Raw genomic sequence first — 14,562 nt, forward strand, 5'->3', positions numbered from 1 at the left:
AGCGCGTAAAGCCTTGCCCGCAGGGCACTCGTTGCGCAGACGTCGGCCACCCCCGCGCGTCAGTGCGGAACGCGCATTACGGGACATAAGGTGCATCCATGAACACGTACAGGATGGGAAGGAACGCGCAGCGTACCCGCGCGGCAGCCGGGCTCGTGGCGCTGCTCACGGCGTCAGCCGTACTCGTCGGGTGCGGGGACGACAACGACAAGGGCGGCGGTGCGTCAGTCACGCCAAAACCGTCGGCGACGCCGACATCCGCGACGCCGACCGCGCCGACCTCCGCCGAAGGCTCAGGCGGAATGACCGAGGACCAGCGATCCCGCAAGGCCCTCATCCCGGAGGCCAAGACCTCGTACGACCAGGCACTCAAGGCCGCCACCGCGGCCGTCGCGGGCTCGAAGCCGGTGGCGGTGGAGTTGAAGCGCGGGGCCGGCGGCAAGCCGGAGTGGCACGCGAAGGTGGCGACCGAGGACGGTACGGCCAGCACCGTGCGGGTCGACGCGGTGTCGGGGAAGGCGGACCAGCCGCGGGCCGAGGACGAGGACGGCGACGACAAGAAGAAGCTGGCGGACCGGCTTCGGCGGGCGACCGTCACGGCTCAGCAGGCCGCGGCGACGGCGACCGGCAAGAAGAGCGGCACGGTCAGCGCCGTGGAGCTGGACGACAACGACCAGAAGAAGGAGATCTGGTCGGTGGACGTGGTGACGAAGAACGACTGGAACAAGACGACGTTCGACGTCGACGCGACGAACCGGAAGATCCTGCGGGAGCACGTCGACCGGGACTGAGCCGGCGAGGGCGGGACTGGGCCGGCGAGGGCGGGCCGGGGATTCCCGGCCCGCCCCCGGAGGGTCAGGCTCCGGTCGTGCTCAGGGCCTCGGTGAGGATGGGCGCGACCTGGTCGATCTGCCACGGGCGGGCGCCGTGGCCGGCCAGGACGGCGGCCACCGTCTCCTCGGTGGGTTGGGCGGGCGGCTCCCAGCACAGGCGCCGCACCGTGTCGGGGGTGATCAGGTTCTCCTGGGGGAGGTTGAGGTCCTCGGCGAGCGCGGTCACCGCGGCGCGGGCGGCGGACAGCCGGGCCGCCGCTGCCGGGTCCTTGTCGGCCCAGGAGCGGGGCGGCGGCGGGCCGTTCAGCGGCTGGCCGGGCTGCGGCAGCTCGCTGTCCGGCAGGGCGCGGGCCCGGTCGACGGCGGCCTGCCACTGTTCGAGCTGGCGGCGGCCCATGCGGTGCCCGAAGCCGTTGAGCGCGGCGAGCGCGTGCGCGTTGGGGGGCAGGTTCAGTGCCGCTTCGACGATGGCGGCGTCGCCGAGCACCTTGCCCGGCGAGACGTCGCGCCGCTGCGCGACCCGGTCCCGGGCGGTCCACAGTTCCCGTACGACGGCCATCTGCCGGCGGCGGCGGACCTTGTGCATGCCGGACGTGCGGCGCCAGGGGTCCTTGCGGGGCGGGGCCGGGGGTGCGGCGGCGATGGCCGCGAACTCCTGGTGTGCCCATTCCAGCTTGCCCTGGCGCGTCAGTTCCTCCTCCAGCGCGTCGCGCAGGTCCACCAGCAGTTCGACGTCGAGCGCGGCGTAGCGCAGCCAGGGTTCCGGCAGCGGGCGGGTGGACCAGTCGACCGCCGAGTGGCCCTTCTCCAGGGCGTAGCCGAGGACGTTCTCGACCATCGCGCCGAGGCCGACGCGGGCGAAGCCCGCGAGGCGCCCGGCCAGCTCGGTGTCGAAGAGGCGGGACGGGATCATGCCTATGTCGCGCAGGCACGGCAGGTCCTGGGTGGCGGCGTGCAGCACCCACTCGGCGTCGGTGACGGCCTCGCCGAGGGCGGAGAGGTCGGGGCAGCCCACCGGGTCGATCAGTACGCTGCCCGCGCCTTCGCGGCGCAGCTGTACGAGGTAGGCGCGCTGCCCGTAGCGGTAGCCGGAGGCGCGTTCGGCGTCCACGGCCACCGGCCCCGTGCCGGCCGCGAAGGCTGCCACGACTTCGGCAAGTTCTCCGTCCGTGGCGGTCACGGCGGGGGTGCCCTCGCGCGGTTCCAGTAGGGGGACCGGCGCCGGGCGGGTGTCCGGAGGGGAGTCTCCGGATGTACGCAGTGTCGAGTCTTCTGCGGTCTTTTGGGCGTCGGTCACCAGTCAAGGGTATCTGTGTATGCACTGCGCCCGTCGAGGGAACGTTCCCTCGACGGGCGTGACGGCGGTCTGCGGGGGTCAGTGGATGATGCCGGTACGCAGTGCGACGGCGACCATTCCGGCCCGGTCGCCGGTGCCCAGCTTGCGGGCGATGCGGGCGAGGTGGCTCTTGACGGTCAGTGCGGACAGGCCCATCGAGACGCCGATGGCCTTGTTGGACTGGCCCTCCGCAACCAGCCGCAGCACCTCGACCTCGCGTCCGGACAGTTCGCGGTAGCCGCCGGGGTGTCCGGGGGCGCCGGGAGGGCGGCGGTGCATGCGGGCGGCGTTGGCGCCGATGGGCGCGGCGCCGGGGCGGCCCGGGAGTCCGAGGTTTGTTCGGGTGCCGGTGACGACGTATCCCTTGACGCCGCCGGCCAGGGCGTTGCGGACGGCGCCGATGTCGTCGGCGGCGGAGAGGGCGAGGCCGTTGGGCCACCCCGCGGCCCGGGTCTCGGACAGCAGGGTCAGGCCGGAGCCGTCGGGCAGGTGGACGTCGGCAACGCAGATGTCGCGTGGGCTGCCGACGCGGGGACGGGCCTCCGCGATGGACGACGCCTCGATCACGTCACGTACTCCGAGCGCCCACAGGTGGCGGGTGACGGTGGAACGGACGCGAGGGTCGGCCACGACGACCATGGCCGTCGGCTTGTTCGGGCGGTAGGCGACCAGGCTCGAAGGTTGTTCGAGGAGAACTGACACCGGGCCTCCTGGGGGAGTGGCGGGACGGGGGCCGACATATGGGGCGAGTCGGAATGCTCCGTCTTTGAAGGGTCACTGACCTCTTCGGCATCAAACCGGCGCGACTTTAGAGTTTGATCTCGACTTAGTTAGTTCATTTCGGGCAAATCGGCCGCTTGATCGACTTTGGAGTGAGCGGGCGGCACGAGATTGCCGGGAAACCGTTCGAGCGTCGCGGGGCAGCCCGGTCCCGAGGCCCGGACACCGGGAGGGCGGTGGGGGCGCGCCCCGCGCGCCGGCTGCGCGCTGCCGCGCCGGGCGGTGCGTCGACGCCTCCACCGGTCGCGTCGTGCGCCGGCGCGTGCGATCAGCGCGCCTGCGGTCCCCTGCGCTGCGGCAGGGGTACGACCCCGCCACGCGGCGACGGCTCGGGCGTGACCGGCGGCAGCCCCGCCACCTGGCACAACAGGTCGCACCACGCGGACAGGTGGGCCGCGAGGTCCGGCGCACCGCCCTGGCCCCCCTCTTCCGGGGTCCACGAGGCGCGCATCTCGATCTGGGTCGCCGGGGCCCGGTCCGCGAGCCCGCCGAAGTAGTGGGAGCTGGCCCGGGTGACCGTGCCGCTGGGCTCCCCGTACCGCACGCCGCGCGCGTCCAGCGCCCCCGTCAGCCAGGACCAGGACACCTCGGGCAGCAGCGGGTCGGAGCCCATCTCCGGCTCCAGTTCCGCGCGTGCCAGCGTCACCACCCGGAAGGTGCCCTGCCAGGCGTCGTGCCCGGCCGGGTCGTGCAGCAGCACCAGTTTCCCGTCGGCCAGGTCCGTGTCCTCCCCTTCGGGCCCGGTGCCCGGCTCGACGACCGCCGCCTCCAGCGCGTACGCGTAGGGCGCGAGGCGCTTGGGCGCGGGCGTCGGCTCGATTTCGATCTCGGGGCGCAGCCGTGCCGTGCGGAGCGCCTCGATCGCCTGACGGAAGGGGATCGGGACGTTGTCCGCGCTGTCCGCGAGGTGTTCGTGAGCCGCAGCCATGCCCGGAAGATTAGGCGGAAGGAGCCGCTCATTGAGGGACGACACCCGGTGCGCGCGTCGCCCATTCGGAGTCGCCCTCGCGCGCGTGCGAAGATTTGGTGCGTGAGCGCCAACGACCGCCCGACGGGCCAGCAGCAGACCGGTACGTACGACTCGGCCTTCCTCAAGGCCTGCCGGCGGGAGCCGGTGCCGCACACGCCGGTCTGGTTCATGCGCCAGGCCGGGCGGTCGCTGCCCGAGTACCGCAAGGTCCGCGAGGGCACCGCGATGCTCGAATCCTGCATGATGCCGGAGCTGGTCACCGAGATCACCCTCCAGCCGGTCCGCCGGCACGGCGTGGACGCGGCGATCTACTTCAGCGACATCGTCGTGCCCCTGAAGGCCATCGGCATCGACCTGGACATCAAGCCGGGCGTCGGCCCGGTCGTCGAGAAGCCGATCCGTACCCGCGCCGACCTGGAGCAGCTCCGCGCGCTGGAGCCGGACGACGTCCCGTACGTCGCCGAGGCGGTGCGGATGCTCGTCGGCGAGCTGGGCGCCACCCCGCTCATCGGCTTCGCCGGCGCGCCGTTCACCCTCGCCAGCTACCTCGTCGAGGGCGGCCCGTCCCGCAACCACGAGCACACCAAGGCGATGATGTACGGCGACCCGCAGCTGTGGGCCGACCTGCTCGACCGCCTGGCCGTGATCACCTCGGCGTTCCTGAAGGTGCAGATCGAGGCGGGCGCGAGCGCCGTGCAGCTCTTCGACTCCTGGGTGGGCGCGCTGGCCCCCGCCGACTACCGCCGCTCCGTCATGCCCGCCTCCGCCAAGGTCTTCGAGGCGGTTTCCGGGTACGGCGTCCCGCGTATCCACTTCGGTGTCGGCACCGGTGAGCTGCTGGGCCTGATGGGCGAGGCGGGCGCGGACGTCGTGGGGGTGGACTGGCGCGTTCCGATGGACGAGGCGGCCCGCCGCGTCGGGCCCGGCAAGGCGCTCCAGGGCAACATCGACCCGGCCGTGCTGTTCGCGCCGCGCGAGGCCGTGGAGGCCAAGGCCCGCGAGGTGCTGGACGCGGCCGCGGGCCTGGAGGGCCATGTCTTCAACCTGGGCCACGGCGTGCTGCCGAACACCGACCCGGCCGCGCTGACCCGCCTCGTCGAGTACGTCCACGAGCAGACGGCGCGCTGACCCGGCGGGCGGCCCGTCGTACCGTCAGCCGCCCGCCTTGCGGACCGCGGCGGCCGCCTTGCGCGCGGCGACCAGGACGGGGTCCCAGACGGGGGAGAACGGCGGCGCGTAGCCCAGGTCGAGGGCGGTCATCTCCTCGACCGTCAGCCGCGCCGTGAGCGCCACCGCCGCCACGTCCACGCGCTTGCCCGCGCCTTCCCGGCCGACGATCTGGACGCCGAGGAGCCGGCCGGTGCGCCGCTCGGCCATCATCTTCACGCGCATCGGGCGGGCGCCCGGGTAGTAGCCGGCGCGGCTGGTGGACTCGATGGTGACGGTCACGTACTGGAGGCCGACGCTCTTCGCCTGCGCCTCCAGGAGCCCGGTCCGGGCGATCTCCAGGTCGCAGACCTTGGAGACGGCGGTGCCGACGACGCCGGGGAAGGTCGCGTAGTCGCCGGCCACGTTCGAGCCGATGATCTGGCCGTGCTTGTTGGCGTGGGTGCCCAGCGCGATGTGCCGGGTCCGGCCCAGCACCAGGTCGAGCACCTCCACGCAGTCGCCGCCGGCCCACACGTCGTCGTGGCCGCGTACCCGCATCGACAGGTCGGTGAGCAGCCCGCCCGCGTCGCCGAGCGGCAGCCCCGCCTGCTCGGCGAGAGTGGTCTCGGGCCGTACGCCCAGGCCCAGCACGATCACGTCGGCCGGGAACTCGCCGTCGTCCTCGGTGGTCACCGCGCAGGCCCGCCCCGAGCCGTCGGTGCGGACGCCGGTGACGACCGCGCCGCGCACGGTCTCGATGCCCATGCCGCACATCGCCTCGTGGACGAGTTCGCCCATGTCGGGGTCGAGCGTGGACATCGGCTGCTCGCCGCGGTCCAGGACCGTGACGTCGTAGCCGCGGGTGACCAGCGCCTCGGCCATCTCGACGCCGATGTAGCCGGCGCCGACGACGACCGCCTTGGTGCCCTCGGCGGCCTGGAGGGTGTCCAGCAGCGCCTGCCCGTCGTCCAGGGTCTGTACGCCGTGTACGCCGGGCGCGTCGATGCCCGGCAGCGGCGGGCGCAGCGGCCGCGCGCCGGTGGCGAGCACCAGCTTGTCGTAGCCGGTCCACGTCTCGGTGCCGCCGCCGTCCAGGTCGCGGGTGCGGACCCGGCCGCGGTCCAGGTCCAGTTCGGTGACCTCGGTCCGCATCCGCAGGTCGATGTCGCGCTCGCGGTGCTGTTCCGGTGAACGGGCGATCAGGTCGTCGGGGCCGTCCACCGAACCGCCGACCCAGTAGGGGATGCCGCAGGCGGAGTACGAGGAGAAGTGGCCGCGTTCGAACGCGACGATCTCCAGGTCGTCCGGCTTCTTCAGCCGCCGGGCCTGCGACGCGGCGGACATGCCCGTCGCGTCGCCGCCGATGATCACCAGTCGCTCCGCCATCGCGCGTGTTCCTTTCGCCGTGCGCCGGTACGGGGCCGCTCACCGCCCGCGGCCCCGTACACCTGTCCGTACCCGCGAAGGCTACGTCTACAGCGGGTAGCCGGCCGGGGTGGCGCGGACCGTGGTCCAGCGGGTCTCGGTGAAGGCGTCGAGGTTGGCCGTGCCGCCGAAGTGCGACCCGGTGCCGGAGTCGGCGAAGCCGCCCATCGGGGCGACCGGCTCGTCGTTGACCGTCTGGTCGTTGATGTGCAGCAGGCCGGTCGGTATGCGGTCGGCCAGGTCCAGCGCGCGGGCGGTGTCGCGGGTGACGATGCCCAGCGCCAGCCCGTAGGGGGTGTCGTTGGCCAGGGCCACGGCCTCGTCGGTGGTGTGGAACCTGCGTACGGGCGCGACCGGCCCGAAGACCTCTTCGGCGTAGGCGGGAGCGGTGTCGTCCACGTCGGCGAGGACGGTCGGGCGGTAGAACAGGCCGCGGTGGGTGCCGCCGGCCGCGAGCCGGGCGCCCGCCGCCGTGCTCGCCTGCACCAGGGCGTGCACCCGGTCCCGCTGCCCGCCGTCGATGACCGGCCCGAGCTGGACGTCCTCGCGGAACGGGTCGCCGACGGCGAGCGAGTCCGCCTTGGCCGCCAGCCGTTCGACATACTCCTCGTACAGGGAGGCGTGGACGAGGTGGCGGCCCGAGGACATGCAGATCTGGCCCTGGTGGAAGAAGGAGGCCCAGGCCGCGGCGGACATCGCGGCGTCCAGGTCCGCGTCTTCCAGCACGAGGAAGGCGCTGTTGCCGCCCAGCTCCAGGTGGGCCCGCTTGAGGTGCCGCGCGGCGAGCGCGCCGACGCTGCGGCCCGCGTTCGTGGAGCCGGTGAAGGAGATCACGCGCACGTGCCGGTCGCCGACCAGGGCCTGCCCGGCCTCGGCGCCGCCCGGCAGCACGTGCAGCAGCCCTTCCGGCAGCCCGGCCGCCGCGAAGACCGCGGCCACGACGTGGCCGCCGCACACGGCGGTGCGCGGGTCGGGCTTGAGGACGACCGCGTTGCCGAGCGCCAGGGCGGGGGCGACGGAGCGCAGGGCGAGGACGAGCGGCACGTTGAACGGCGCGATGACGCCGACGACGCCGGCCGGCACCCGGGTCGCGTACGAGCGCCGGGGCGCGGCGGAGGGCAGGACCCGGCCCAGCGGCTGGTGGGCCAGGGCGGCGGCCTCGTAGCACTCCTCGGCGGCGGTGCGGATCTCGAACTCCGCCTTGCCGGGGACGCTGCCGGCCTCGCGGACGATCCACTCGGAGATCTCCCCGGCGTGCCGGAGGATCAGGTCTCCGGCGCGCCGCAGCACCGCGGCGCGCTCCGTGTACGGCGTTCGGGCCCAGGCGCGCTGGGCGGCCGCGGCCCCGGCGGCGGCGCTTGCCACGTCGGCGGGGGAGGCGAGGGTGAACGCGGCCAGCGTGTCGCCGGTCGCCGGTTCGACCGCCGTGGTCCTGCCGCCGTGCAGCAGGGGCAGGTGGTCCGGGTCGAGCAGGGGCATCGCGCGGCCTCCGGTCGGTAGAACGGTTGAGGAATGAACCAGTTCGGTTCATCCTCTCGCACCGGTGATCACCGTGGAGGGCGGGGGCCGGACCCTGCCCGGGACGGGCGCGCCGCCCCCGCTACTCGCGTTCCAGTACGAGCGCCAGGCCCTGGCCCACGCCGATGCACAGTGCCGCCAGGCCCGTGCCGGAGCCGCCGGCGGCCAGCTGATGGGCCACCGCGCCGGCCAGCCGGGCCCCGGACGCGCCCAGCGGGTGCCCGATGGCGATGGCGCCGCCGCGCGGGTTCACCACGGCCGGGTCCAGGCCGGGCCACTGGGCGAGGCACCCCAACGCCTGCGCGGCGAACGCCTCGTTGAGTTCGAAGGCGGCCAGGTCGGCGAAGCCGCGCCCCGCCTTGTCCAGGGCGCGCCGTACGGCCTCCACCGGGCCCAGCCCGAACAGCTGCGGCTCGATGCCGGTCACCGCGCTCGCGCCGATCCGGGCCAGCGGCTCCCGGCCGGTGGCCCGCAGGCCCTCCTCGTCGACGAGGAGCAGGGCCGCGGCGCCGTCGTTGAGCGGGGAGGAGTTGCCCGCCGTGACCGTGCCGCCCTCCTTGCGGAAGGCCGGGCGGAGCTTGGCCAGTGCCTCCGGGGAGGAGCCGGCGCGGATCGACTCGTCCCGTGTCAGGTCCACGTCCGGCAGCGGTACGACCTCGGCGTCGTACGCGCCCTCCTCCCAGGCCCGCGCCGCCTTGTGGTGACTGGCGAGCGCGAACGCGTCCTGCTGCTCGCGGCCGATGCCGTACTGGTCGGCGATCAGCTCGGCGCCCTCGCCCAGCGCGACCGTCCACTCGGGCGCCATCCGCGGGTTGACCATCCGCCAGCCCAGCGTCGAGGAGAACATCTCCTGGTGCCCGGCGGGGAAGGCGCGTTCGGGCTTCTGGAAGACGTACGGCGCGCGGCTCATCGACTCCACGCCGCCCGCGAGCACGATGTGCGCGTCTCCGAGGGCGAGGGAACGGGCGGCCTGGATCACGGCTTCCAGGCCGGAGCCGCACAGGCGGTTGACCGTCACGCCGGGTACGGATGCGGGGAGCCCGGCCAGCAGTACGGCCATCCGCGCCACGTTGCGGTTGTCCTCGCCCGCGCCGTTGGCGTCGCCGAAGACGACGTCGTCGATGCGGGCGGGGTCGAGCGCGGGCGTCCGGTCCACCAGGGCCCTGACGACGTGGGCGGCGAGGTCGTCGGGGCGGGTGCCGGAGAGGGCGCCGCCGTACTTGCCGACGGGGGTCCGCACGGCGTCGACGACATAGACGTCCCGGGCGCCCCACGTGCCCCGTGCGCCTTGTGCGTTGCGTACACCCTGGTCGGTCATCAGGCCCTGTCCTCGCTGTCCGTCCGAAACTGCCCGTCCAAAGCTGCCCGTTCGAAGATCGGCGCTGCCGTCCCCGAGTCTTTGCCCGCCGCGCGCGGCTGTCAACGGTCACCCGGGGCGTCACCCTCCTGTGCGGTCTCCGCCGGAGACGGCAGCGGGGGCGTCCCGGCGGTCGCCGGCGTCCGCGTACGTCCCGGCAGCCGGCCGCGCAGCAGCCGCCACAGCCCGTACAGCAGCGCGCCGGCCGCCGCGAACGGCAGCACCGCGCCGACCGCCACCAGCAACCACCGCACCGCCGTGGCGAAGGCGTCCCAGCCGCCGCCGAGCGCGTCCCCGAAGGAGGTCTCCCCGTCCTCGTCCGCCGCCGCGTCCGGCTCGTGCAGCACCAGCGTGACCGTCGCCATGCCGACCTGCTCCTTGAGAGACTTCAGGCGCGCCTGAAGGGACTCCAGTTCCGACTGGCGGCGGCTCAGTTCGGATTCCAGCGTGACGATGTCGCCGATCGTGGTCGCCTTGTCCATCAGCGCCCGCACCCGCGCCACACTCGCCTGCTGCGACTTGATGCGGCTGTCGGTGTCCACCACCTGGTCGGTGACGTCCTTCGCCGAGACCTCGCGCTCCTTGAGCCGGCCCAGGCGGGAGAGCCGGTCCAGCGGGCCGTCGTACGTCTCGGGCGGCACCCGCAGCTCGACCCGGGAGCGCTCCCGGCCCTCGGAGTCCCGGTCGGTGGACTCGTCGCCGACGTAGCCGCCCACGCCCTTCGCCGCCGCGCGGGCCTTGGCCAGCGCTCCCGGTACGTCAGCGGCCTCGACGGTGACCGAGGCCGTGCGGACGATCTGCGAGGGCGAGGCCGGCGCGGGCTTCCCGGACCCGGTACCGGCCTTGCCCCCGGCCGCCCCGCCCGTGCCCTCCGGCGCCTTGGGCGCGACCATGCCCTGGTCGGCGGCCTGCCCGGAGCCCTTGCCGTCCCGCGCCGCGCTCGCCGTCTTCGAGCCGCCCTCCCCGGCGGCCCCGCACCCCGCGACCGTGAGCGACGCCGCGAGCAGCGCCCCCGCGGCGGCCCGTCGTGCCCCGTGCGACCGGCTCGCTGTCCCCATGATCTGTCCCCCCGAAGTGGCGTGACGGTGTTGCCACTTCGACGGGGCGGGGGTGCCGTGGGTTGCCGTCTGCGCGTCGCGATGCGGTCACGGTCCGGGCTCCGTGCGGACTCTGAGAGAGTGGGGGCATGAGCACAGCGCACACCAGTACGGGCCGCGCGCCCGGAAGTCATGTCGTCGTCATCGGTGGGGGCATCTCGGGGCTGGCCGCGGCCCACCGATTGCTGGACGGCGGGGCCCGGGTGACCGTGCTGGAGGCGTCCGGACGGCTCGGCGGCAAGCTGCGCGCCGGGGAGATCGCGGGCGTGCCGGTCGACCTCGGGGCCGAGTCGATGCTGGCCAAGCGGCCGGAGGCGGTGGATCTCGCGCGTGCCGTCGGCCTCGGCGACCGGCTCCAGCCGCCCACTACCGCGACCGCCGCCCTGTGGACGCGCGGCGCGCTGCGGCCGATGCCCAAGGGGCACGTGATGGGCGTGCCGGGCGACCTGGGCCCGCTGGCCTCCTCCGGCGTGATCTCCCCCGAGGGCATGGCGCGGATCGCCGAGGACGAGACGTTGGAGCGCACGGACGTCGGCGACGACGTGGCGGTCGGCGAGTACGTCGCCGCCCGGCTGGGCCGCGAGGTCGTGGACCGGCTCGTCGAGCCCCTGCTGGGCGGCGTGTACGCGGGCGACGCGTACCGCATCTCGATGCGCGCCGCCGTCCCGCAGCTCTTCGAGGCCGCGCGCGCCGAACGCTCGCTGATCGCGGGCGTACGCGGCATCCAGGCGCGCACGGCGGCGCGGGCCGCCGGACCCGGCCAGGCGCCGGCACCGGTCTTCATGGGCATCGGCGGCGGCGTGGGCACGTTGCCGGTCGCCGTCGCCGACGCGGTACGGGCCGCCGGCGGCGAGATCCGTACGCACACCCCGGTACGGGAGGTGCGGCGCACCGCCGACGGCTGGCGCGTCGTCCTGGACGGCGATGACGGCACGGCGGCCCTGGAGGCGGACGCCGTGGTCCTCGCGGCGCCGGCACCCGCCGCCGCCCGGCTGCTGGCCGCCGAGGCACCGGCCGCCGCCACCGAGCTGTCCGCCGTCGAGTACGCCTCCATGGCCCTGGTGACCATGGCCTTCCGCCGCGCCGACCTCGGTACGGCGCTGTCCGGCAGCGGCTTCCTCGTACCGCCGGTCGACGGCCGCAAGATCAAGGCGTCCACCTTCGCGAGCAACAAGTGGGGCTGGATCGCCGACGGCGACCCGGACCTGTTCGTGCTGCGCACCTCCGTCGGGCGGTACGGCGACGCGGCCGACCTGGAGCGCGACGACGCCGACCTGGTGGAGCTGTCGCTGCGCGACCTCGGCGAGGCGGTCGGGCTGGCCGCCCGGCCCGTCGCGCAGCGGGTCACGCGGTGGCACGGCGGGCTGCCGCAGTACCCGGTCGGCCACCTGGAGCGGGTGGCCCGCATCCGGGCCGAGGTCGGCAAGCTGCCGGGCCTGCGGGTGTGCGGCGCGCTCTACGACGGGGTGGGCATCCCCGCCTGCGTCGCCTCGGCCCGTAAGGCCGCGGACGACATCTTGGACACCCTGCCGCAAGCCGCCACATCGGGGGAGTGAGAATGGGACCCATGACTGACGCTTCCGCCCCCGCCACCCCCACCGGGGCCGCTCCCGAGAAGACCCCGAACGCCGGCAAGAAGGCGAAGGACCTGAACGAGGTCATCCGCTACACGCTCTGGTCGGTGTTCAAGCTGCGCGACGTGCTGCCCGAGGACCGCACCGGGTACGCCGACGAGGTCGAGGCGCTGTTCGCGCAGCTCGCCGCCAAGGACGTCGTCGTGCGCGGCACCTACGACGTCTCCGGTCTGCGCGCCGACGCCGACGTGATGATCTGGTGGCACTCGGAGAGCTCCGACGCGCTCCAGGAGGCGTACAGCCTCTTCCGCCGCACCAAGCTGGGGCGCGCGCTGGAGCCGGTCTGGTCGAACATGGCGCTGCACCGCCCGGCCGAGTTCAACAAGTCGCACATCCCGGCCTTCCTGGCCGACGAGGTCGCCCGCGACTACGTGAGCGTCTACCCGTTCGTGCGTTCCTACGACTGGTATCTGCTCCCCGACGAGGACCGCCGCCGGATGCTCGCCGACCACGGCAAGATGGCCCGCGGCTTCCCGGACGTGCGCGCCAACACCGTGCCGTCCTTCTCGCTGGGCGACTACGAGTGGATCCTCGCCTTCGAGGCCGACGAGCTGTACCGCATCGTCGACCTCATGCGCCACCTGCGCGGCTCCGAGGCGCGGATGCACGTCCGCGAGGAGGTGCCCTTCTACACCGGGCGCCGCAAGCCGGTCGCCGAGCTGGTCGCCGGCCTGGCCTGAGGCGGCGCGGCAGGCCGGGTGCCGTACCCGGCCTGCCGCGAAAGCTCCCGTCTACTTGGCGGGCAGCACCGGCTTGGGCTCGGCGCGCGCTGCGCAGTACGCGTCCCGCGCCGGGGTCCGCCCGGTCAGCAGGTACCGCTCGACGTACTGGTTCGCGCAGGTGTTCGTCCCGAAGGAGACGCCGTGCGTGCCCGCGCCGCGCTCGGTCACCAGCGACGAACCGGCGAGCCTGCGCCGCAGCTCGACCGCGCCGGGATACGGCGTCGCGCCGTCCCGCTCGGCCGCCAGCAGCAGCACCGGCGGCAGCGCGCCCGGCGCGGTACGCACGTCGACCGGCCGGTGCGCCGCGCCGGCCTGGGGGAGGGCCGCGTCCGTCACGTCGGTCGCGAAACGCGCCGGGTCCTGGGAGGCGCCCCGCGGCGCGTGCCGGGGCCAGAAGGCGCACGGCAGGTTCAGCCAGGCGTTGTCCCAGGTCTCGAAGGGCGCGACGCGCGCGACCCGGGTGTTGTCCCGGTCCCAGACCCGCAGGTCACGCGGCCAGGGCCCGTCGTTGCACTCCACGGCCGTGTAGACCGCGTTGCTGTTCTCGTCCGCCGCCTCGCCGCCCGGCTGCGGCAGAGTCTGCCGCAGCAGCGGCTTGGGGTTGCCCTTGACGTACGCGGACAGCGCGGCCGCGCGCACCGGCCAGTACGCGTCGTTGTAGCCCGTCTTCAGGAAGGCCGCCTGCAACTGGGCCGACCCGACCTTGCCGGCCAGCGGCCGGTGGCCCAGCCGCGCCCGGACGGTGTCGTAGGCGCGCAGCACCTGCTGCGGTGTCGTACCGAGCCGGTAGACCTTGTGGTGCTTGGCCACCCAGCGTGCCCAGTCCCGCCAGCGGCGCTCGAAGGCGACGTTCTGGTCGAGGTTGTTGCGGTACCAGATCTGCCGGGGATCGGGGTTGACGACGCTGTCGAAGACCATCCGGCGGACGTGTCCGGGGAAGAGCGTCGCGTACACCGCGCCGAAGTAGGTGCCGTAGGACGCGCCCATGTAGGTGAGCTTCTTCTCGCCCAGCGCGGCACGCAGCATGTCCAGGTCGCGGGCGTTGTTGGCGGACGTGAAGTGGCGCAGCGCGGGGCCCGCCTTGCGGGCACAGCCTTCCGCGTACGCCTTGGCCTCCGCGTACTTCTGCCGCTTGAACGCCGCCGAGGGCTCGCGTGGGCTCGCGCTCGGGATCTTGGCGTACGCGGCCGGGTCCTGGCAGGACAGCGGCGCCGAACGCCCGACCCCGCGCGGCGCGTAGCCGACGAAGTCGTAGGCGCGCGCCGTCTTGCGCCACCGCTCCGTCTTCCCGTACATCGGGAAATGCATGCTGGACGCGCCCGGGCCGCCCGGGTTGAAGACCAGGGCGCCCTGCCGCACCTTGGGGCCGCCGGTCGCACGCGCCCGGCTCACCGTCAGGGTGATCTGCCGGTCCCGCGGGTGGGCGTAGTCCAGGGGGACGGTGAGGCGGCCGCACTCCACGGACGACGGCAGGCGCTCCACGGGCGCGCAGCGGCCGAAGGCGATACGGGGCGGTGCGGGGGCCGGGGTGCCGGCCCCGGCCGTATCCGGCCGGGTGAGGCCGCCGGCGGGGACGGCGGCGAGTGCGGTCAGGACCAGCGACCCGATGGTGCCGTACAGCGCTACTGCTTTCACAAGCCGTCCCTTCGTATGGAGGCGCGCCCGGTGCGCATACAAAAGGGATAGTTGGGGCGGCGGTTGAGGTTGTAAAGCACCGCGCTCCGGTGTCGGGTGCATTGCC

The 14,562-nt window shown here is 74.0% G+C and carries 12 protein-coding genes; 4 read left to right on the forward strand and 8 right to left on the reverse strand.

The genetic code is table 11. The annotated features are described in order from the left end of the window. Nucleotides 1–98 precede the first annotated feature (98 nt). On the forward strand, nt 99–791 hold the full coding sequence (locus tag ACH4K4_RS26865; protein ID WP_398170706.1) for a PepSY domain-containing protein: 693 nt from the start codon (nt 99–101) through the stop codon (nt 789–791). A gap of 64 nt (nt 792–855) precedes the next feature. Here ACH4K4_RS26865 and ACH4K4_RS26870 read toward each other — a convergent pair whose 3' ends face one another. The 3 genes from ACH4K4_RS26870 to ACH4K4_RS26880 form a co-directional block, all read right to left on the reverse strand. Beyond that, nucleotides 856–2,130 (reverse strand): HRDC domain-containing protein, encoded by a 1,275-nt coding sequence (locus ACH4K4_RS26870; RefSeq protein WP_398170707.1) that lies wholly within the window; start codon nt 2,128–2,130, stop codon nt 856–858. 78 nt (nt 2,131–2,208) lie between these two features. Further along, nucleotides 2,209–2,871, reverse strand: a complete 663-nt coding sequence (locus ACH4K4_RS26875; RefSeq protein ID WP_003985651.1) for a response regulator transcription factor — start codon at nt 2,869–2,871, stop codon at nt 2,209–2,211. A gap of 346 nt (nt 2,872–3,217) precedes the next feature. After that, nucleotides 3,218–3,877, reverse strand: a complete 660-nt coding sequence (locus tag ACH4K4_RS26880) for a DUF3000 domain-containing protein (RefSeq protein WP_398170709.1) — start codon at nt 3,875–3,877, stop codon at nt 3,218–3,220. Nucleotides 3,878–3,979: 102 nt separating this feature from the next. On the opposite strand from ACH4K4_RS26880, the gene hemE reads away from it, so the two are divergent. Next, a complete protein-coding gene (hemE, locus tag ACH4K4_RS26885; RefSeq protein WP_398170710.1) occupies nt 3,980–5,047 on the forward strand; it encodes a uroporphyrinogen decarboxylase in 1,068 nt (355 codons plus the stop codon). 24 nt (nt 5,048–5,071) lie between these two features. On the opposite strand, the gene ACH4K4_RS26890 is transcribed toward hemE, so the two are convergent. The 4 genes from ACH4K4_RS26890 to ACH4K4_RS26905 form a co-directional block, all read right to left on the reverse strand. After that, the gene (locus ACH4K4_RS26890; RefSeq protein WP_398170712.1) at nt 5,072–6,454 is read right to left on the reverse strand and encodes an FAD-dependent oxidoreductase; all 1,383 of its coding nucleotides are present in this window, start codon (nt 6,452–6,454) and stop codon (nt 5,072–5,074) included. Between the two features lie 87 nt (nt 6,455–6,541). Further along, nucleotides 6,542–7,972, reverse strand: coding sequence for an aldehyde dehydrogenase family protein (locus ACH4K4_RS26895; RefSeq protein WP_398170714.1), 1,431 nt, complete (start codon nt 7,970–7,972; stop codon nt 6,542–6,544). 121 nt (nt 7,973–8,093) lie between these two features. Then, complete coding sequence (locus ACH4K4_RS26900; protein WP_398170715.1) at nt 8,094–9,329, reverse strand: thiolase family protein; 1,236 nt, start codon at nt 9,327–9,329, stop codon at nt 8,094–8,096. A 101-nt stretch (nt 9,330–9,430) separates the two neighbouring features. Continuing rightward, nucleotides 9,431–10,426, reverse strand: coding sequence for a DUF4349 domain-containing protein (locus ACH4K4_RS26905; RefSeq protein WP_398170716.1), 996 nt, complete (start codon nt 10,424–10,426; stop codon nt 9,431–9,433). Between the two features lie 128 nt (nt 10,427–10,554). Here ACH4K4_RS26905 and hemG point away from each other — a divergent pair, with 128 nt between their 5' ends. Both hemG and hemQ read left to right on the forward strand, forming a co-directional pair. After that, nucleotides 10,555–12,021, forward strand: coding sequence for a protoporphyrinogen oxidase (hemG, locus tag ACH4K4_RS26910; protein ID WP_398170718.1), 1,467 nt, complete (start codon nt 10,555–10,557; stop codon nt 12,019–12,021). Nucleotides 12,022–12,032: 11 nt separating this feature from the next. Continuing rightward, nucleotides 12,033–12,779, forward strand: a complete 747-nt coding sequence (hemQ, locus tag ACH4K4_RS26915) for a hydrogen peroxide-dependent heme synthase (protein WP_360131405.1) — start codon at nt 12,033–12,035, stop codon at nt 12,777–12,779. A 51-nt stretch (nt 12,780–12,830) separates the two neighbouring features. On the opposite strand, the gene ACH4K4_RS26920 is transcribed toward hemQ, so the two are convergent. Continuing rightward, complete coding sequence (locus ACH4K4_RS26920; protein ID WP_398170720.1) at nt 12,831–14,456, reverse strand: alpha/beta hydrolase; 1,626 nt, start codon at nt 14,454–14,456, stop codon at nt 12,831–12,833. Nucleotides 14,457–14,562: the final 106 nt, after the last annotated feature.

Source organism: Streptomyces sp. NPDC017529, from assembly GCF_044329785.1.
Classification (GTDB): Bacteria; Actinomycetota; Actinomycetes; order Streptomycetales; family Streptomycetaceae; genus Streptomyces.

What these genes read in the sequence shown, in the direction of transcription:
- ACH4K4_RS26890 (WP_398170712.1), bottom strand. Translation starts at nt 6,454, where the DNA reads ATGGCGGAGCGACTGGTGATCATCGGCGGCGACGCGACGGGCATGTCC.
- ACH4K4_RS26895 (WP_398170714.1), bottom strand. Translation starts at nt 7,972, where the DNA reads ATGCCCCTGCTCGACCCGGACCACCTGCCCCTGCTGCACGGCGGCAGG.
- hemQ (WP_360131405.1), top strand. Translation starts at nt 12,033, where the DNA reads ATGACTGACGCTTCCGCCCCCGCCACCCCCACCGGGGCCGCTCCCGAG.
- ACH4K4_RS26880 (WP_398170709.1), bottom strand. Translation starts at nt 3,877, where the DNA reads ATGGCTGCGGCTCACGAACACCTCGCGGACAGCGCGGACAACGTCCCG.
- hemG (WP_398170718.1), top strand. Translation starts at nt 10,555, where the DNA reads ATGAGCACAGCGCACACCAGTACGGGCCGCGCGCCCGGAAGTCATGTC.
- ACH4K4_RS26900 (WP_398170715.1), bottom strand. Translation starts at nt 9,329, where the DNA reads ATGACCGACCAGGGTGTACGCAACGCACAAGGCGCACGGGGCACGTGG.
- ACH4K4_RS26905 (WP_398170716.1), bottom strand. Translation starts at nt 10,426, where the DNA reads ATGGGGACAGCGAGCCGGTCGCACGGGGCACGACGGGCCGCCGCGGGG.
- ACH4K4_RS26865 (WP_398170706.1), top strand. Translation starts at nt 99, where the DNA reads ATGAACACGTACAGGATGGGAAGGAACGCGCAGCGTACCCGCGCGGCA.